This is a genomic window from Bacillus sp. ISL-78, assembly GCF_018613455.1.
Lineage (GTDB): Bacteria > Bacillota > Bacilli > Bacillales > DSM-1321 > Peribacillus > Peribacillus frigoritolerans.
The window spans coordinates 40454-57801 of the sequence record NZ_JAGGQC010000027.1; the positions used below are offsets into that span (position 1 = coordinate 40454).

At 41.4% G+C, this 17348-nt stretch carries 20 protein-coding genes; 16 read left to right on the top strand and 4 right to left on the bottom strand.

All coding sequences use genetic code 11. The features are described from left to right. Positions 1-30 precede the first annotated feature (30 nt). Positions 31-414, bottom strand: a complete 384-nt coding sequence (locus J7I96_RS22470) for a rhodanese-like domain-containing protein (RefSeq protein ID WP_034308355.1) — start codon at positions 412-414, stop codon at positions 31-33. 201 nt (positions 415-615) lie between these two features. Here J7I96_RS22470 and J7I96_RS22475 point away from each other — a divergent pair, with 201 nt between their 5' ends. Next, positions 616-1452, top strand: coding sequence for a lipoate--protein ligase family protein (locus J7I96_RS22475; RefSeq protein ID WP_214773262.1), 837 nt, complete (start codon positions 616-618; stop codon positions 1450-1452). 387 nt (positions 1453-1839) lie between these two features. Beyond that, on the top strand, positions 1840-4410 hold the full coding sequence (locus J7I96_RS22480; RefSeq protein ID WP_214773261.1) for a vitamin B12-dependent ribonucleotide reductase: 2571 nt from the start codon (positions 1840-1842) through the stop codon (positions 4408-4410). Positions 4411-4561: 151 nt separating this feature from the next. Here the strand turns inward: J7I96_RS22480 and J7I96_RS22485 are convergent, their stop codons facing one another. After that, complete coding sequence (locus J7I96_RS22485; RefSeq protein ID WP_048688331.1) at positions 4562-4747, bottom strand: hypothetical protein; 186 nt, start codon at positions 4745-4747, stop codon at positions 4562-4564. A 137-nt stretch (positions 4748-4884) separates the two neighbouring features. On the opposite strand from J7I96_RS22485, the gene splB reads away from it, so the two are divergent. Together splB and J7I96_RS22495 are read left to right on the top strand one after the other, a co-directional pair. Continuing rightward, on the top strand, positions 4885-5910 hold the full coding sequence (gene splB / locus J7I96_RS22490; RefSeq protein WP_214773260.1) for a spore photoproduct lyase: 1026 nt from the start codon (positions 4885-4887) through the stop codon (positions 5908-5910). A gap of 85 nt (positions 5911-5995) precedes the next feature. Continuing rightward, complete coding sequence (locus J7I96_RS22495; RefSeq protein WP_214773258.1) at positions 5996-6877, top strand: patatin-like phospholipase family protein; 882 nt, start codon at positions 5996-5998, stop codon at positions 6875-6877. A 21-nt stretch (positions 6878-6898) separates the two neighbouring features. Here J7I96_RS22495 and J7I96_RS22500 read toward each other — a convergent pair whose 3' ends face one another. Beyond that, positions 6899-7273 carry an SA1362 family protein gene (locus J7I96_RS22500; protein WP_048677789.1) on the bottom strand — a complete coding sequence of 125 codons (375 nt, stop codon included), beginning with the start codon at positions 7271-7273 and terminating at the stop codon, positions 6899-6901. Between the two features lie 137 nt (positions 7274-7410). Further along, positions 7411-8364 (bottom strand): DUF1385 domain-containing protein, encoded by a 954-nt coding sequence (locus J7I96_RS22505; RefSeq protein WP_214773257.1) that lies wholly within the window; start codon positions 8362-8364, stop codon positions 7411-7413. 334 nt (positions 8365-8698) lie between these two features. On the opposite strand from J7I96_RS22505, the gene J7I96_RS22510 reads away from it, so the two are divergent. The 12 genes from J7I96_RS22510 to J7I96_RS22565 all read left to right on the top strand — a co-directional run bounded on the left by J7I96_RS22510 (position 8699) and on the right by J7I96_RS22565 (position 17200). After that, entirely contained in the window at positions 8699-9211 is a 513-nt protein-coding gene (locus J7I96_RS22510) for a YqhR family membrane protein (RefSeq protein WP_214773255.1), read from the top strand. Between the two features lie 93 nt (positions 9212-9304). Next, positions 9305-9754, top strand: a complete 450-nt coding sequence (aroQ, locus tag J7I96_RS22515) for a type II 3-dehydroquinate dehydratase (protein WP_048677783.1) — start codon at positions 9305-9307, stop codon at positions 9752-9754. After that, entirely contained in the window at positions 9751-10812 is a 1062-nt protein-coding gene (locus J7I96_RS22520; RefSeq protein ID WP_214923405.1) for a M24 family metallopeptidase, read from the top strand. The genes aroQ and J7I96_RS22520 overlap by 4 nt, the downstream gene beginning before the upstream one ends. A gap of 26 nt (positions 10813-10838) precedes the next feature. Next, positions 10839-11396 carry an elongation factor P gene (gene efp / locus J7I96_RS22525; protein WP_034308328.1) on the top strand — a complete coding sequence of 186 codons (558 nt, stop codon included), beginning with the start codon at positions 10839-10841 and terminating at the stop codon, positions 11394-11396. A gap of 592 nt (positions 11397-11988) precedes the next feature. Continuing rightward, a complete protein-coding gene (gene spoIIIAA, locus J7I96_RS22530; RefSeq protein WP_214773251.1) occupies positions 11989-12921 on the top strand; it encodes a stage III sporulation protein AA in 933 nt (310 codons plus the stop codon). Continuing rightward, positions 12914-13429, top strand: a complete 516-nt coding sequence (spoIIIAB, locus tag J7I96_RS22535; protein ID WP_214773250.1) for a stage III sporulation protein SpoIIIAB — start codon at positions 12914-12916, stop codon at positions 13427-13429. The genes spoIIIAA and spoIIIAB overlap by 8 nt, the downstream gene beginning before the upstream one ends. A gap of 21 nt (positions 13430-13450) precedes the next feature. Then, positions 13451-13654 carry a stage III sporulation protein AC gene (gene spoIIIAC / locus J7I96_RS22540; RefSeq protein WP_034308319.1) on the top strand — a complete coding sequence of 68 codons (204 nt, stop codon included), beginning with the start codon at positions 13451-13453 and terminating at the stop codon, positions 13652-13654. 23 nt (positions 13655-13677) lie between these two features. Beyond that, positions 13678-14058, top strand: a complete 381-nt coding sequence (gene spoIIIAD / locus J7I96_RS22545) for a stage III sporulation protein AD (protein WP_223255841.1) — start codon at positions 13678-13680, stop codon at positions 14056-14058. 33 nt (positions 14059-14091) lie between these two features. Continuing rightward, positions 14092-15300 carry a stage III sporulation protein AE gene (gene spoIIIAE, locus J7I96_RS22550; protein ID WP_214773248.1) on the top strand — a complete coding sequence of 403 codons (1209 nt, stop codon included), beginning with the start codon at positions 14092-14094 and terminating at the stop codon, positions 15298-15300. Positions 15301-15316: 16 nt separating this feature from the next. Then, positions 15317-15925 (top strand): stage III sporulation protein AF, encoded by a 609-nt coding sequence (gene spoIIIAF / locus J7I96_RS22555; RefSeq protein ID WP_034308312.1) that lies wholly within the window; start codon positions 15317-15319, stop codon positions 15923-15925. Positions 15926-15932: 7 nt separating this feature from the next. Further along, entirely contained in the window at positions 15933-16604 is a 672-nt protein-coding gene (spoIIIAG, locus tag J7I96_RS22560) for a stage III sporulation protein AG (RefSeq protein WP_053535677.1), read from the top strand. A 14-nt stretch (positions 16605-16618) separates the two neighbouring features. Beyond that, the gene (locus J7I96_RS22565) at positions 16619-17200 is read left to right on the top strand and encodes a SpoIIIAH-like family protein (protein WP_214773246.1); all 582 of its coding nucleotides are present in this window, start codon (positions 16619-16621) and stop codon (positions 17198-17200) included. The last annotated feature ends 148 nt before the right edge of the window (positions 17201-17348 follow it).

Genomic DNA, 17348 nt, shown 5'->3' on the forward strand with positions numbered 1-17348 from the left:
ATTAAAAAGAGCCCATGCCGAGATGGGGTCTTATTTCTTTGCTTTGATTTTCCCGGTCCACATCTTGAAACCGCCCTTTAAGTGGAAAAGTTCCCTGTAGCCCTTTTTGTATAGCATGGCTGCAGCTCTGCCGCTGATGATTTCGCTTTGAGCGTACAAATATACAGGCTTGTCCGGCCTAATTTCGACCAAGCGGGTTTTCATTTGAGTCATAGGGATGTTTCTTGCGCCTAAGATATGACCATTTTCGAAATCATTCGGTTCCCGCACATCGATTAGCTGCACTTTTCTGTAGTTGGCGATAAATTCGTCCTGTGTTAGTGTTTTAACGATTTTACGCTGGCGGTACCAATTAAAAAGTGAATACGCAATAACCACTCCTAGGATGATGAGCAGTGTATATAATATTTCCAAACATAAAAACTCCCTTCTACCTTAACGAATACAGACAATCTTTATTATATAATTGCTTTACCCAATAATCAAAAAGAATTTTCATCAAATTCTTCATGACTTGATAGCACTTTCTTTTTTAGAGTGTTAAAGTCTGTTAAACTACTACATGTGAGTTTTTTGTGGGGAATTGAAAAACGTCTATCGAAACGAGGGGTAAGGATGACTAAAGAAAAATGGGGTTTTATAGATTCGGGGTATTGTTCACCGGCTTTTAATATGGCGCTGGACGAAGCCTTGTTAAACTGGCAAAGCAAAGGGGAAATTCCGCCGATCATACGCTTTTACGGCTGGAATCCAGCGACATTGTCGATCGGTTATTTTCAAAAGGCAGAAGCGGAGATTGATCTGGAAGAGGTCAAAAGGCAGGGCCTTGGTTTTGTTCGCAGGCCGACGGGAGGACGAGCGGTGCTGCACGAACATGAATTGACTTATAGCGTAATCGTTCCAGAATCCTATCCGGGAATGCCAACCACCGTTACTGAAGCTTATCGTGTCATTTCTGAAGGAATATTGATGGGGTTCAGGAATCTTGGATTGGATGCTTATTTTGCTGTGCCTCGAAGCGAACAGGAAAAAGCGGCTTTAAAATCGCCCAGGTCTTCCGTCTGCTTTGATGCACCTAGCTGGTATGAACTGGTCGTTGAGGGCAGAAAGGTCGCTGGCAGCGCTCAAACCAGGCAAAAAGGCGTCATCCTTCAGCACGGGTCCATTTTGCTTGAGCTTGATGATGATAAGCTCTTTAGCGTATTCAAATTCTCGAATGACAGGGTTAAAGAGAGAATGCAAAAAAACTTAAAAAACAAAGCTGTGGCCATGAATGACATTGCAGGGAGAAAGATAACCATCCCTGAAGCGAAAGAAGCTTTCGAAAAAGGTTTTGCCGAAGGACTTTCGGTCGATTTAGAGCCATATGTCCTCACCGAAAAGCAATTGCTGGAAGTGAAGGCAATTGCAGAAAGCAAATATGAAAGCGATGAATGGAATTTCATGAGATAGAGGAAGCATAATTAGAGTGGATAATAAAAAGTTTTTTCAGATTTGTTTGACCGAATTACACATCCCTTGCAGGGATAAGCCCTAAAAGGGATGGGGAAAAAGCAAGGTCCAAATTAATTGAAATCTGATGAAAAATTATTATAAATCGACATTTTCCTCCCTTTTGCTAACTATATTAATTGATTTAACGTTTGACAAAATTAAAAGTTATTCAAAACAAACACAATATATAGTAGTTGAAATATTTAATGCGATACTATATGTTGATTTTTGAGTTTCGCTATGATAAATTTAGGGTACTTGTTAAGCGAAACGGACATGTAAGGTTACATAAGGATTTTTGCGGCAGCAAGAACGGATCTTGAAACATATAAAGGAGAGGGAATTATGTCGGTTGTAATAAAAGAAGCTTTAAAGGTTGATCTAGAAAGGTTGAATAAGGATATTTCTTTATTTCCCCAGGTTCACCCTGTAACTGCTGATATGAAAATGGCGCATAAGGGAGTGTCCCGTCTAGTCATGCTTGACCGCTATTCTTTTAAGGATACTGAAAAAATCACACTCTCGGCAGGCGATTTCGTCGTGTTGACGATTAAGGAAGATCCGAAATTCCCGGCAAGGGGTCTCGGTTACATCGTTGAAATTGATTGGGAAACCAAAAAAGCCAAGGTATTGGTGGATGAAGAATTCCGTGGCGTATTGGATAATCCGGAAGAAGTCGAGACGGGGATTGTATACCGTCCCTTGGATATAATTGAAAAGCCGCTTGAAATATACTATGAACAAATTGCAAAACGTAATGCAACGGGATTGGCATCAGTGGAAACCACGGAAGAAAAAAGAACGGAATGGTTCAATAAATTCTATGAAGAATTAAAGAACCTTAATTTCGTCCCGGCAGGCCGAGTATTATACGGTGCAGGTTCCAATACGGATGTTACTTATTTCAACTGCTATGTAATGCCATTCGTACCGGATTCACGTGAAGGTATTTCAGAACATAGGAAACAAGTGATGGAAATCATGAGCCGCGGCGGCGGCGTGGGTACGAACGGATCGACACTGCGTCCAAGAAACACTCTGGCAAAAGGGGTAAATGGAAAATCCTCCGGTTCAGTGTCATGGCTTGACGATATCGCAAAACTGACGCATCTTGTTGAACAGGGCGGCAGCAGACGAGGCGCGCAAATGATCATGCTTGCTGATTGGCATCCCGATATTGCAGAGTTCATCATTTCCAAAATGCAAAATCCAAGGATTTTGCGTTACCTAGTGGAAAACACCAAAGATGAAGCCATCAAGAAATATGCCACGGATAAATTGAAATTCACGCCGCACACGGAACAGGAAACGGCTATGTATCAAGGGATCATCAATTATAAGGAGATTCCTGGTCAAGGCGGGTTCAGCGAGAAAATCATTAGGGATGCAGAGGAAAAGATCCGTACAGGCGGAACGTACAGTGTCCATAATTCGGATTTCCTGACTGGAGCCAATATCTCTATTTGCCTGACTAAGGAATTTATGGAAGCGGCTGAACAAGATGCGGAATATGAATTGCGTTTTCCTGATGTTGAAAGCTATAATGCCGAAGAAATGGCCATTTACAATGAAGAATGGCATAATGTCGGTGATGTTCGCGAATGGGAGAAAATGGGTCACAAAGTCCGTGTTTACCGTAAAATCCGGGCTAAAGAGCTTTGGAACTTAATAAACATTTGTGCAACATATTCTGCTGAACCAGGTATTTTCTTTATCGATAATGCTAATGAAATGACGAATGCCAAAGCATACGGTCAACAGGTCGTAGCCACGAACCCTTGTGGAGAACAGCCATTGGCCCCATATTCAGTATGTAACCTTGCGGCTGTCAATCTGGCTGAAATGGCTGATAAAGAAAGCAAAACGGTTAATTTCGAGAAACTTAAACAGACCGTTGAAATCGGTGTGCGCATGCAGGACAATGTCATTGACGCAACTCCTTATTTCTTGGATGAAAACAAAAAACAGGCACTGGGCGAGCGACGGGTTGGACTAGGTGTAATGGGTCTGCATGACCTGTTGATCTACTGTGAAACGGAATATGGCTCTGAAGAAGGAAATATCCTGGTTGACAAGGTGTTTGAAACGATTGCGACCACAGCTTACAGGGCTTCGGTAGAACTTGCTAAAGAAAAAGGCAGTTTCCCGTTCCTGATCGGATCAACGGACAAAGAAACCAATGAGCTTAGAACACGTTTCACACAAACCGGATTTATGGAAAAAATGCCGGAAGATATCAGAGAAAGTGTTGCTGCACATGGTATTCGTAACTCTCATTTATTGACAGTGGCTCCTACGGGAAGTACAGGAACGATGGTTGGGGTATCAACAGGTCTTGAACCATATTTCTCCTTCACGTATTTCCGCAGCGGCCGTCTTGGTAAATTCATTGAAGTTAAGGCTGACATTGTACAGGAATACTTGGACCGCCATCCAGAAGCCGATACAGAAGAGCTTCCAAAATGGTTCATTTCCGCTATGGAATTAGCTCCAGAAGCACATGCTGATGTTCAATGCATCATTCAACGCTGGATTGACAGCTCGATCAGCAAGACGGTCAATGCTCCAAAAGGATATACTGTCGAACAAGTTGAAAAGGTATATGAACGTCTATACAAAGGCGGAGCAAAAGGCGGAACGGTATATGTGGATGGCAGCCGTGACAGTCAGGTCCTTACGCTCAAAGCTGAAGAAAACCAAATGGACGAGCAGCTTGAAATGGATGAATTGACAGATGTGGAAGAAAAGAAAAAAGTAGTATTGGTCGATACGATAAATGAGCTGCGTTCGACGAATGTTACAATCGGTTCGGAAGTGGGTAACACTTGCCCCGTATGCCGTAAGGGTGAAGTCCAGGAAATGGGCGGATGCAATACGTGCACGAATTGCGGAGCGCAATTGAAATGCGGGCTATAAGCTGATGCAAAGGAAGTCGTTAAGTATGCTGCAAAGCTATCTTAACGGCTTTTTTTAAAAGTCATTCATGCAGGGGAGTGACAGTCTGTTCAATTAAATAACAATAGAGAAGACCGAATCATCGTAAATTCGGTCTTCTTTTCACGTTCAATCAACCATTTTCATTTTGCTGCCCTATTTCCTTTTCGGCTAGATATTGGTTGCCATCTTTCAATACCGAAAATTCATCGACCGAGTCTCCCGGTATATTCCTTGGATTTGGAAATTTATTATCTGTTTGGACGGTGATCGTTTGTTTTCCCATTCCATTTGTCAAGAAGTCTCGTTTATTAGCCATATCGCATCTCCTTCATTTTGAATTTCCAAGTAAAAACAATCATGAGGATAAAAGAATAAAGAAAAACTATCCTTATGAATTAGATTGTGTAGTTCGATTGAAAGTATGAACAAATCGAAAAAAGAATGGAGATCGAAATGAAACCATTTATGCCACAGTTAGTATATATCGAGCCAAGGGCATTGGAATACCCGCTTGGCCGGGAATTGAAGAAGAAATTCGAAGATTTGAACATTGAAATCCGTGAGACCACATCGCATAACCAAATTAGGGACCTTCCTGGAGAAAATGATCTGCAAAAATATCGTGTCGCCAAATCGACACTCGTGGTAGGAATCAGAAAAACATTGAAATTCGATTCTTCAAAGCCATCTGCTGAATATGCCATCCCTCTTGCTACAGGGTGCATGGGGCATTGTCACTATTGTTATTTACAAACGACACTCGGATCAAAGCCATATATTCGGACATATGTGAATCTTGACGAGATTTTCGAAGCGGCCGAAAAATATATAAATGAGAGAAAGCCTGAAATTACCCGTTTTGAGGCAGCCTGTACATCGGATATCGTCGGAATTGATCATTTGACACATTCGTTAAAAAGGGCCATAGAGTATTTTGGGAAAAGTGAATATGGGGTTCTTAGGTTCGTCACTAAATTCCATCATGTCGATCATCTGTTGGATGCCGAACATAATGGAAAAACGAGATTTCGCTTCAGTATAAATTCACGTTATGTGATAAAGAATTTCGAACCCGGGACTTCGAGCTTCGAAGAACGGATGGAAGCGGCACGAAAAGTGGCAGGTGCCGGATATCCCCTGGGTTTTATCGTAGCTCCAATATACCGTCATGAAGCATGGGAGGAGGGCTACCATGAATTATTCGAACGGTTGAGTGAGGCCTTGAAAGGGATGGATATCCCTGACTTGACTTTCGAATTAATCCAGCATCGGTTCACTGGTCCAGCAAAAAAAGTGATTCAAAAAAACTATCCGAAAACAAAATTGGAACTGGACGAAACGAAGCGTAAATATAAATGGGGCCGATATGGAATTGGTAAATATGTTTATCAAAACGAGGAAGCGGCAGAACTGGAAACGACCATTCGTGGGTATATAGCGGAATTCTTCCCGAAAGCGGAAATTCAGTATTTTACCTGAATCAAGACAATTTTCTTTTTTAAACTGTCATAAATCGCTCTAATCCTGCTTAGAAATGTAAAGACCGGATTAGGGGAGGGCAGCTATGATTATTGACGGCGTTTTTTCCGGAGGCGGGATTAAAGGCTATGGTTTAGTGGGAGCCCTGCAGGAATTAGAAGAAAAGGGATTTGTATTCCATCGAACAGCAGGTACGAGTGCAGGATCCATAATTGCAGCATTCGTAGCGGCTGGGTACACGGGAAAAGAAATGGAAAAGTTTTTTCTTGATATAGATTTAAGCGGCCTGCTGGATAAAAGGCGTGGTCTTTTGCCTATCCCATTTGCCAAATGGCTTCTTTTATACTGGAAACTGGGCCTTTATAAAGGCAACGCCTTGGAAGCATGGGTCGCTAGTAAACTTGCCGAAAGGAATGTAGTCACCTTTAAGGATGTTCGGCCGAAATCACTCCGTATCATAACCTCTGACATTTCGAATGGGAAATTGGTCGTACTGCCCGATGATTTGCCTAATTATGGAATTGACCCAAGCGCTTTTCCGGTGGCAAAGGCAGTAAGAATGAGTTGCAGCATTCCTTATTTCTTTGAGCCAGTCAAACTTAATGTCGGAAAAAGCAAGTTCCTTTTTGTTGATGGAGGTGTATTAAGCAATTTTCCAATGTGGTTATTCAATTCAGATCAAGTTAGAAAGGAAAGACCGGTCATTGGCTTGCGGTTAAGCGTCGATGAGATATGGAAACCGCATGAGGTGGATAATGCGGTTGAATTGTTCTCCGCACTATTCAAAACGATGAAAGATGCCCATGATGCACGGTATATTTCCAAGAAACACGTCCATAATATTGTATTCATCCCGATGAAGGGAATTTCTGCAATGGATTTTAATCTGAATGATGAAAAAAAGGGTGAATTGATCAATAACGGCAGGCAGTGTACGAAGGAATTCCTTAAAAAATGGACTTATTGATAATAATAAAAAATCGGGCTCTTAAAAAGATGCCCGATTTTTCTTTTTATTCTTTTTTCCTTCGATGACGGTTAAGTGACTATCCGTTTTCTTTCTCCATTTTATTTTCTTTGATGATTTTGCTGCAGAGAAGCTAGCCACATTATCTTTTTTCGAAGTTCGATTTTTTAGCCTTTTTTTCGATTGGCGGGCAGCCTTTCGGAATGCTTGCTGCTCTTTCTTAACTGGTTTTCCCTTTGTTAATCCGGTATAAATCATATAAATAATCCCTGCGACAATGGCTATTATGAGAATGTTTCTAAAAAAGCCAATCGGGTCATTAAATAGTCGGCTCAATAGTCCGAGGACTCCGAGGGCGATGATTCCGTATATCATGAAAGATATGAAACGTTTCAACAAAGACACCTCCTTAAGAGCATCATAAGCATTTTTAGCTTATTTTAAACATTCCAAATGAGAAATATTTGAAAAAAATGAAGATCTTTCATTTAGTTAGTATATGATTTTTCATCATCAAAATGTGTATAGATGTTTTACACAATTACATCCGATTCTAAACCTTTTTTGGTCTCTTTTTCCATCCTTAACAGTTCTCGGAAGGAAGCCAATGCGACTTCGACTTGATCATCGGTAGGGGCTTTGGTTGTCAATAACTGAAGCCAAAGGCCGGGATAGCCAAGGTAACGCAGGATGGGTGTGTCCCTTACTTTGTTAGTCAACTGCAAGACTTCGAATGCTATGCCTAGCACGACGGGGATAAGCAAAATGCGATTGACGATACGAACCCATAGCGGATCTATTGGTACAAGAAGATAGACAAACATCCCTACAATGACGGTAAATAAAATAAAACTGCTGCCACAGCGATAATGAAGGCGGGAACTTGCCTGCACATTTGCAACCGTCAATTCTTTTCCGCTTTCAAAGCAATTGATCACCTTATGCTCAGCTCCGTGATACTGAAAGACCCGCTTGATCAATGGCGTCAAGGAAACTACATAAATATATACGAGCAGTAAGATCAGCTTGAACAAGCTTTCCACTAATACCTGAGCCGTATGGCCACTGAAAATGGGTTCTGTCAATTTTGCGAGGAAGACAGGAATCAAGGTGAAAAGCAATTTCCCAAATAGGAAGGAGATCACACCGATCACGGCAACACCTAGCCAAAGACTTAATTTAGATGGGTCTTTCGTCTCTTTTTTCGTTTCGACCTCTTTTTCCCCGTCTTCTTCTTCATACTGTTCAGTTGAAAAGTTAAGATGTTTCGAACCGGTGGCACTTGACTGAATCAGTGATACGATACCCCGTAGAAACGGTATTTTTTTTAAGCGGTTTACAACAGGTTTCGATTCACGAGGCAGATGATAATATACAATCGTCGAATCTTTGCGGCGTACCGCAGTGACTGTGTGATGTTTGCCACCGAACATGACGCCTTCCACTACAGCCTGCCCTCCATAAACGGGTTTTTGAACCTCAGACATTTCTACACCAACCTAATAGTTATTCACGTAGCTCTCTCAAGGGTGCTAACATGTGTATTATCAAGCATCACAAGGGTTAAAGGCGGTCCTCCAAAATGGAATGGAAGCTTTACCCCCTGCAAATGCTTTTTGAATGTTGAATCACAGGAAGGTATTATCCTGTGTACATTATAAATTTCAACAGAGGAAGGGGATTTTCCTCTGAAAAAAGCAGATTATTTATGATTTAATCATACAGAATTAATCACAAAACCTCTAGTGATTCTCCTCCCCAATAATAAAAAAAAATAGTTCTATTTAACAAAGGGCATACTACGTAGGGGAGGTGTTTGATATGTCTTCAAATGAAAATGGACAAATTCAACAGGAATATCAAAGCATGTTAATCTTCAATGTACTTGCTGTCGGTTTTGTTGGGGGGGCTTTAGCCAGTTTTATCGGAATCCTAGCCCATTATGTTAACTTTATGGATTTCAGCCCAAAATTCATACTGACTTCGTGGTCAAATATGACCTGGATCGATCATTGGCTCGGTACGGTAATGACCATGGTTTTATTCGGAATTCTATCCGTGGGGATCGCTTTTATATACTATAGTCTTTTTAAAAGGATGAAGAGCATTTTTCCGGGTATTATTTTGGGGGTGGTCTGCTGGGCTTTGCTTGTATTTGTCCTGAAACCGATGTTCATCGATTTGCCGACCTTTTATAAAATGTCAGCAAATACGGTTATAACAAGTGTATGCATTTTTATTATATACGGTCTTTTTGTAGGGTTTTCTATATCATATGATCATCAGGAATATATACGCCATAAAAACAAGGCCGAGAAGCAATCGGAAAGCTGATTGCTCTTGGTTGTAAAAAAGTAGTAAGACAATTTGTAATTATGATAGAATGTTCATGGAAAGCATTCTTTTAACATGAGCAGGTGTTTGATGATGACAAAAATCTTACTAATCAATGGTCCGAATTTAAATCGCTTGGGGAAGCGGGAACCTGCGCATTATGGATCCTCGACGCTTGCGGATGTGGAAGCGCAATTAATGCTGCAAGCACAAGGGTTAAATGTGGAATTAACCTCTTTTCAAACTAACCATGAAGGAGCGATTATCGACAAGCTCCATTGGTCAGAGGATCATGGGATCGACGGGATTATCATTAATCCTGGGGCTTTTACTCATTATAGTTATGCGATTCGTGATGCAATAGCCGGAATTGATGTTCCAGTGGTGGAAGTGCATATTTCGAACATACATGCCCGTGAAAGCTTTCGGCATGAATCAGTGACCGCTGCGGTATCGGCGGGACAGATTGTTGGCTTGGGGATACACGGTTATGAATTGGCGTTGCAGGCGATCACAAAGATTGCAAAGGGGGAAATTAAATGAATAAACTTATGCGCTTAAGAGCCTCGATGGAAAAGGTGGGCATTGATGGTTTTTTGATCACCAGTACATATAACCGCCGATACATGACCAACTTCACGGGAAGTGCAGGCGTTGTCCTCATTTCTCAAAAAGAAGCTAAATTCATCACTGATTTCAGATACGTGGAACAAGCGGGTAAGCAGGCACCGGATTATGAAGTCGTTCAACACAAAGGAACCATCATGGAAGAAGTCGGCAAGCAGGCTAAAGCGATGAATATCGGCAAGCTGGGTTTTGAGCAAGAGCACCTGACTTACGCTACATATAAAGCTTATGAAGCGGCCATTGATGGCCAACTTTTGCCGGTGTCTGGGGTTATTGAGAATTTACGCTTGATAAAGACTTCGTCAGAGATTAAGATATTAAAGGAAGCGGCTGCTATTGCTGATGCTGCGTTTACGCATATTCTGGATTTCCTGCGTCCAGGGATTACGGAACTGGATGTATCCAATGAACTTGAATTCTTTATGAGGAAACAAGGGGCAACTTCTTCTTCCTTCGATATTATAGTGGCATCCGGCATAAGGTCCGCACTTCCGCATGGAGTGGCTACTGATAAAATCATCGAAAAAGGCGATTTTGTCACATTGGATTACGGGGCATATTATAACGGGTATGTGTCTGACATCACTCGGACATTAGCGGTTGGCAAGCCAAGTGAAGAACTTATTAATATTTATGACATTGTTTTAGAAGCTCAACTGAGGGGAATGGCTGGGATCAAACCCGGTATGACTGGCAGGGAAGCGGATGCACTAACTCGAAATCTAATTGAAGAAAAGGGATATGGGCAGTATTTTGGACATTCGACCGGACATGGAATCGGCCTTGAAGTTCATGAAGGTCCAGCATTATCCTTTAGGTCTGATATCATTTTAGAACCAGGTATGGCTGTAACCGTTGAACCGGGCATTTATTTACCGGACGTAGGCGGAGTGCGGATTGAAGATGATACAATCGTTACAATTGACGGTAACGAAGCACTTACTCATTCAACTAAAGAGTTAATCATTCTGTAAACATGTACATGTAGGAGGACAAATTTATGATTTCTGTAAACGATTTTCGCACGGGTGTTACGATTGAAGTAGATAATGGAATTTGGCAGGTTATCGAGTTCCAACACGTTAAACCTGGTAAAGGTGCAGCTTTTGTACGTTCTAAACTCCGTAACCTTCGTACGGGTTCAATCCAGGAGAAAACATTCCGTGCTGGTGAAAAAGTTGCTAAAGCACATATCGAAAACCGCAAGATGCAGTACCTTTATGCAAGTGGAGACAGCCATGTATTCATGGATAACGAAACGTATGACCAAATCGAGCTGCCGGCTTCAAGCATTGAACGTGAACTTAAGTTCCTAAAGGAAAATATGGAAGTACATATCATGACTTTCCAAGCGGAAACTCTTGGTGTCGAACTTCCAAACACAGTGGAACTAGAAGTGGCGGAGACTGAGCCTGGAATTAAAGGCGATACATCTTCAGGCGGTACGAAATCAGCCGTACTTGAGACGGGCCTTTCGGTTCAAGTGCCATTCTTCATCAACCAAGGTGACAAATTATTAATCAATACAAATGAAGGTTCTTACGTATCACGTGCATAAATGAAAGAAGGCCGAGATTAATATCTCGGCCTCAAATTGTAGACAAAAAGGTTTCGGGGTGGTCTCATTCCGAAACCTTTTTGATTTTTTATTGGATGGGACTTCATGATGACTCAGATGATCTGCTTCTTCCATTTATTCTTGCCAAATATGGAGTGTCACCACTTTCTGATGGTCCTTACTTTCTGTACACTGTGATAAAAATGAACGAGTGCACACGATAGCCCTCTTTAATCTCCATGTTACAAGCTGGCACCATTTGTCTAAAGTAAACATTTCAAGCTGATCTCGCTGAATAGAATCATGATTTAAAAAGAATCCTTATCACCTCAAGTTTTTTTTATCCTCCTATTTTTAAACAGACTAACGTCCAAATTGTACAAGCCATAGAAAAACTTAGGCAACGCGTTTCTTCGAATTTGTCTAAAGCCTGAAGGCCGAGGTTAATTTCTCGGTCTTTTTATTGTCTTTTTTTAGATCCAGGAAGTTATAAAAAATCAATAAATGGTCCGTTTCTTTAATAGCCTGTCATGATTGCGGGCTTGTCGGCATATATTTTAGTGAAAGTGGTGTATACAGGAGGATTGTCAAAATGGAAACGATTCTTTCTTTTTTACCGAAAAGTTTATACGAGCAACTCCGCGGTATGACACCGATGGTGATCGATAAGATGGAAGAGCTGCGAATTCGGGTTGGAAGGCCGCTTGAGGTCATTGTAGGGGGGGAACCATACTTTTTTTCCTATGAAGTGACCCATTCGGATGCAGATCAATTATTGAATAATATAGGTCAATTTTCGTTATATACGCTTGAGGAAGAATTAAAGCGAGGATATATAACCATAGCGGGCGGACATCGGGTGGGGCTTGCTGGCAAGGTGATCCTGGAAAATGGTTCGGTCAAGGCGATCAGGGATATTTCCTCATTCAATATTCGGGTTGCACGTGAAAAAATAGGTGCAGCGGAACCTCTCACTTCATATTTATATGAAGGGGAATGGCAGCATACCATGTTGATCGGTGCTCCGCAAACGGGAAAAACGACCATATTACGTGATATTGCAAGAATGATATCCAGTGGTAATGAAAAACTCGGCATTGCCCCTCAAAAGGTGGGGATAGTGGACGAGCGCTCAGAAATTGCCGGATGTGTGCATGGAGTGCCGCAGCTAGAATTCGGAATAAGGGTTGATGTGCTCGATGGATGCCCTAAAGCGGAAGGGATGATGATGATGATCCGTTCGATGTCCCCGGATGTATTGATCGTGGATGAAATAGGCCGCGAAGCGGATACGCAGGCTGTGCTGGAAGCCGTGAATGCAGGTATTAAACTCATGATAACCACGCATGGCCATACACTGGATGAAATCAAGAAGAGACCCATTATCGCTGAAATATTAAAGCAGAACATCTTTGAACGCTTTATTGAATTAAAAAGAAGTAAATCCGGTAGGAGGGGCTACAAAGTCCTTGATGCAGCAGGGGTTCCCATTTACTTGGGAGAAAGTGTGAACCCGCATGTTTAAGTTAATAGGAGCAGCGATAATTATTATAGCGACGACTTGGGCAGGTTTTGAAGCGGCGAATAAATTAAGTATGAGGCCTCGTCAACTGAGACAGCTGAAAGTCGCCATGCAATCGCTTGAAGCTGAAATCATGTTCGGTCATACACCTTTGAAAGAAGCGGCAAGGAAACTTTCTAAACAGATGGCCAAACCTTTGTCCAGCTTTTTCGATACATTTGCAAATCGGCTCGAGTCAGGTGAAACCACCGTCAAAGAAGCATGGGATGATAGTTTGAAGAAAATATGGCAATCCCTTGCTTTAAAACAGGGAGAATTCGAGATTCTTTCACAGTTTGGGGAGACGCTTGGAAAAAGCGATAAATATCATCAGCAAAAGCAAATCATGCTAACGATGGCACATCTGGAACGGGAAGAAACCGATGCACTCGACCGCCAGGGGAAATATGAAAAAATGATGAAAAGTCTTGGTTTTTTATCAGGGCTATTATTGATCATCTTGCTGATGTAGGAATATGTGGGGGGAATGAAAATGGGCATTGACGTGGACATCATATTTAAAATAGCGGGTGTGGGGCTTGTAGTGGCATTTCTTCACACGATACTCGATCAGGTTGGGAAGAAGGAATATGCCCAGTGGGTGACACTTTTCGGATTTATTTATATTTTATTCATGGTTGCTTCTGTAGTAGAGGATTTATTTCAAAAAATTAAATCTGTATTTCTATTTCAGTAAGGGAGGGATTCGCGATTGAAATCATAAAAATCGTGGCCATTGCCCTAGTTGCCACCTTTTTGGCACTGATCGTCAAAGAGCAAAAACCAAATTTAGCATTCCTGCTTGTTGTTTTTGTAGGATGTTCCATTTTTCTTTTTTTAGCTGACAAAATATACGAAATCATTTTGATGTTAGAAAAAATTGCAGTTAATGCCAATGTAAATACCGTGTATCTAGAGACCATTTTAAAAATAATCGGAATTGCCTATATTGCAGAATTCGCTTCCCAAATTACAAAAGATGCGGGGCAAGGTTCGCTCGCTTCCAAAATAGAATTAAGCGGAAAAATCTTGATTCTTGCCATGGCGATTCCGATTTTGACGGTCATTATCGAAACGATTCTACAGATGCTCCCAAGTTAATGGATTACTCCTACTAGTCAATGAGGTGAATGTATGAAGCAGCGGATGCCTTACTTATCCATTCTATTCGTTTTACTCTTTTTTTTGCATGCATCTATTGGACAAGCTGCCGAAAATCCGGAAAATGGTGAAGTTGATCAAGAGCCGATCATGCAGTCCGAACTGGTACAAGCCCAAATAGAAAGGCTGGGCGTCGATGAGCTCAAACAATATTGGGATGACATCGTTACGGAATATGGAGGATTCTTACCGGAAAGCCAGAAAGGGAGCTTCATGGATTTTGTAAGCGGCGATAAGAAATTTTCCTTTGATGAATGGATAAAGGGAATCACAAAATTCATTTTTCATGAACTGCTCGTGAATGGAAAGCTGCTGGGGTCACTCATTTTATTGACCGTTTTCAGCATGTTCCTCCAGTCTTTGCAGAATGCGTTCGAGCAAAGCTCCGTAAGTAAGGTCGCTTATGCAATCGTTTATATGGTGCTTATTATTTTGGCACTTAACAGTTTTCATGTGGCGATTGAATATACAAAAGATACGATAGATTTGATGATTTCCTTTTTAATGGCGCTCATCCCTTTACTCTTGGCATTGATAGCTGCTTCAGGCGGACTTGTATCGGCAGCCTTCTTTCATCCTGTATTGATGTTTTTGATGAATACAAGCGGCATCTTGATTCAGTTCGTTGTTCTTCCGTTATTATTCTTTGGAGCGATTTTAAGCATAGTCAGCACGTTGACCGAACATTACAAAGTGACTCAGCTGGCACAACTTCTCCGTAATTTTGCCATCGGGATCCTTGGAGCATTCATGACCATATTCCTTGGTGTGATCTCCGTTCAGGGAGCATCCTCAGCTGTAGCTGATGGAGTGACGATCAGGACAGCCAAATTCGTAACAGGTAACTTTATACCGGTGATAGGGCGCATGTTTACCGATGCAACGGATACGGTCATTAGTGCCTCCGTCCTTTTGAAAAATACAGTGGGATTGTCAGGCGTCATCATTCTCTTGCTCATTACTACATTTCCCGCCTTAAAGATCCTGATGATTTCTTTTGTCTATAAATTGGCAGCGAGTCTTTTGCAGCCGCTGGGCGGAGGACCTGTAATAAAATGCCTTGACATTATAAGTAAAAGCATGATTTATATTTTCGCTGCATTGGCCATTGTCTCACTCATGTTTTTTTTAAGTATCACGGTAATCATCGCCTCTGGAAACATTACCCTGATGGTTCGTTAGAAAGGAGGAGGACTTGGTGAGTTTTTTAGCTGGCTGGGTATCCAACATCATCATATTTGTACTGTTGGCTACTGTGATCGATATGCTTCTGCCGAATTCAGCTTTACAGAAGTATGCCAAAATGGTTATCGGGCTTTTACTGATTGCAATCATCATCACTCCTATATTGGGATTATTCAATAAGGATTTCGATGATATTCTCACTGCGGCCACTAGTGAATTTGAGGATCAGAAAAAAAAAGATTTAGGAAATTTGACAGAAATGAAGAAAAAAGAAATACAAGCTACCCAGGGTGCATATATTTTAAAACAAATGGCTGTTGACTTACAGGCAGAAGTGGAAGAGGAGCTGATGGCGGATTATAACATGAGGATTAGTTCAATTGATGTAGGGGTCAAGAATGAGGAAGAGCCGGGTGTTGATGATCTGCAGAACATAACAATCTCATTGGAAAAGGCAGAAGGGAAAGAAAACTCGGAGATAGAGGCAGTAGCGAAGGTTGATATCAATACAGATAGCCCATCCACTTCGAATGATGCCAATCTGGATGCTGTCAAAAGGTTTCTGGCAACAAGTTGGTCTGTTGATGAAGAGATCATTGAAATCGCCGGGGAAAGGAAGTGACTGAGTATTGAACAAAGACAAAGGTCCATTATCCTGGCTGCAAAAACTATTAAATAAAGACCCTGACCAAAAAGAGCCTAAGGAAAAAAAACCTTCCCTGTATGTCTATGCTCTAATAGTTGTCCTTTTGGGATCGGGAATCATGATGGCCGGGAATCTGTTAACCACCAACAAGACGGGACAAACATCTGAAGTGACGACTGTATTCAATAATGATAAACAGCAGGAAGAAGATGAGGATGTTGAAACATTCGGCCAGAAGAAATCAGAATTCAAGACTACAAAAGACTATGAAATATATCTACAGAATGAAATGAAGGAAGCGCTGGAATCCATCGCAGGCGTCCAGGATGTGAAAGTCGTAATCTACGTCGATGCATCCGAGAAAAAAGTATATGAAAGAAATAAAGTAACCCAAAAACAAGTAACTGAAGAAACCGACCAGGAAGGCGGCAAAAGGACGGTCGAAGACACATCCGTTGATGAACAGCTAGTTTTGGTCAAGAGCGGTGAAAAAGAAGGACCGATCATTTCGGAAACGAAAAAACCTAGTGTACGTGGAGTCCTGGTAGTCGCTAAAGGGGCCGAAAACATTCAAATAAAGAAGTGGATCATCGAGGCTGTCACACGCTCACTTGATGTACCGAGTCACAGGGTTTCTGTCATGCCTAAAAAATAAGGGGGAAAATCTACATGTTATTAAAAAAACAAACCGTTTGGTTATTGACTATGCTAAGTCTGGTCGTTGTGCTTTCAGTCTATTATTTAACCGCTCCTGAAGAAAATGCCGCCGATATGACGGCAACAGAACAAATGGAAAAAGAAGGAAATAAAGCAGAAAACAAAGCAGAGACAAAAGGGGAAAATAAAAGTGAAAAAGAAACTTCCAAAAATACAGAAGGTTCCTCTGTAACCATTGCATCTGGAGATGAGTTCGAATCGTTAAGGATGCAGATTGAAGATGAACGAGCGAAGCTGAATGAAGAATTGACTGCAAAGATGGGCAACACCGAACTATCAGCTGAAGAAAGAGACGAGGCTTATGCAAAAATCGAACAATTAAGTGAAACGAAAGTGAAAGAAAATATCATCGAAAACTTAATTGTTGCCATGGATTACAATGCCGCACTGGTCCGGGTTGACGGAACGGATGTTAAGGTGAGTGTCAAGGCGGATAAACAAACGAAAACAGAGGCCAATAACATTATCCGCCTCGTAAGGAAAGAAGTGAGCGATGCACAAAATGTAGTGGTCGATTTCCAACCGGAAAAGTAAAAACACATACAGAAAAAAGTGACTGATACAGAACAGTTCATCAACATAAAAATTTGAAAGCCCCCTTAATAAAAAAATGGGAGGCTTTTTATTATGATTTTATTAACTATCTCACAAACCTGAAAACTTTAGAGGAAAAGTTTTTTTA

Bases quoted from the DNA above. Each gene is read 5' to 3' on its own strand.
- spoIIIAA (WP_214773251.1), top strand. From the start codon at position 11,989: ATGGAAACGATTCTTTCTTTTTTACCGAAAAGTTTATACGAGCAACTC.
- spoIIIAB (WP_214773250.1), top strand. From the start codon at position 12,914: ATGTTTAAGTTAATAGGAGCAGCGATAATTATTATAGCGACGACTTGG.
- J7I96_RS22480 (WP_214773261.1), top strand. From the start codon at position 1,840: ATGTCGGTTGTAATAAAAGAAGCTTTAAAGGTTGATCTAGAAAGGTTG.
- splB (WP_214773260.1), top strand. From the start codon at position 4,885: ATGAAACCATTTATGCCACAGTTAGTATATATCGAGCCAAGGGCATTG.
- efp (WP_034308328.1), top strand. From the start codon at position 10,839: ATGATTTCTGTAAACGATTTTCGCACGGGTGTTACGATTGAAGTAGAT.
- aroQ (WP_048677783.1), top strand. From the start codon at position 9,305: ATGACAAAAATCTTACTAATCAATGGTCCGAATTTAAATCGCTTGGGG.
- J7I96_RS22520 (WP_214923405.1), top strand. From the start codon at position 9,751: ATGAATAAACTTATGCGCTTAAGAGCCTCGATGGAAAAGGTGGGCATT.
- J7I96_RS22565 (WP_214773246.1), top strand. From the start codon at position 16,619: ATGTTATTAAAAAAACAAACCGTTTGGTTATTGACTATGCTAAGTCTG.
- J7I96_RS22510 (WP_214773255.1), top strand. From the start codon at position 8,699: ATGTCTTCAAATGAAAATGGACAAATTCAACAGGAATATCAAAGCATG.
- J7I96_RS22505 (WP_214773257.1), bottom strand. From the start codon at position 8,364: ATGTCTGAGGTTCAAAAACCCGTTTATGGAGGGCAGGCTGTAGTGGAA.
- spoIIIAE (WP_214773248.1), top strand. From the start codon at position 14,092: ATGAAGCAGCGGATGCCTTACTTATCCATTCTATTCGTTTTACTCTTT.
- J7I96_RS22495 (WP_214773258.1), top strand. From the start codon at position 5,996: ATGATTATTGACGGCGTTTTTTCCGGAGGCGGGATTAAAGGCTATGGT.
- J7I96_RS22475 (WP_214773262.1), top strand. From the start codon at position 616: ATGACTAAAGAAAAATGGGGTTTTATAGATTCGGGGTATTGTTCACCG.
- J7I96_RS22485 (WP_048688331.1), bottom strand. From the start codon at position 4,747: ATGGCTAATAAACGAGACTTCTTGACAAATGGAATGGGAAAACAAACG.
- spoIIIAC (WP_034308319.1), top strand. From the start codon at position 13,451: ATGGGCATTGACGTGGACATCATATTTAAAATAGCGGGTGTGGGGCTT.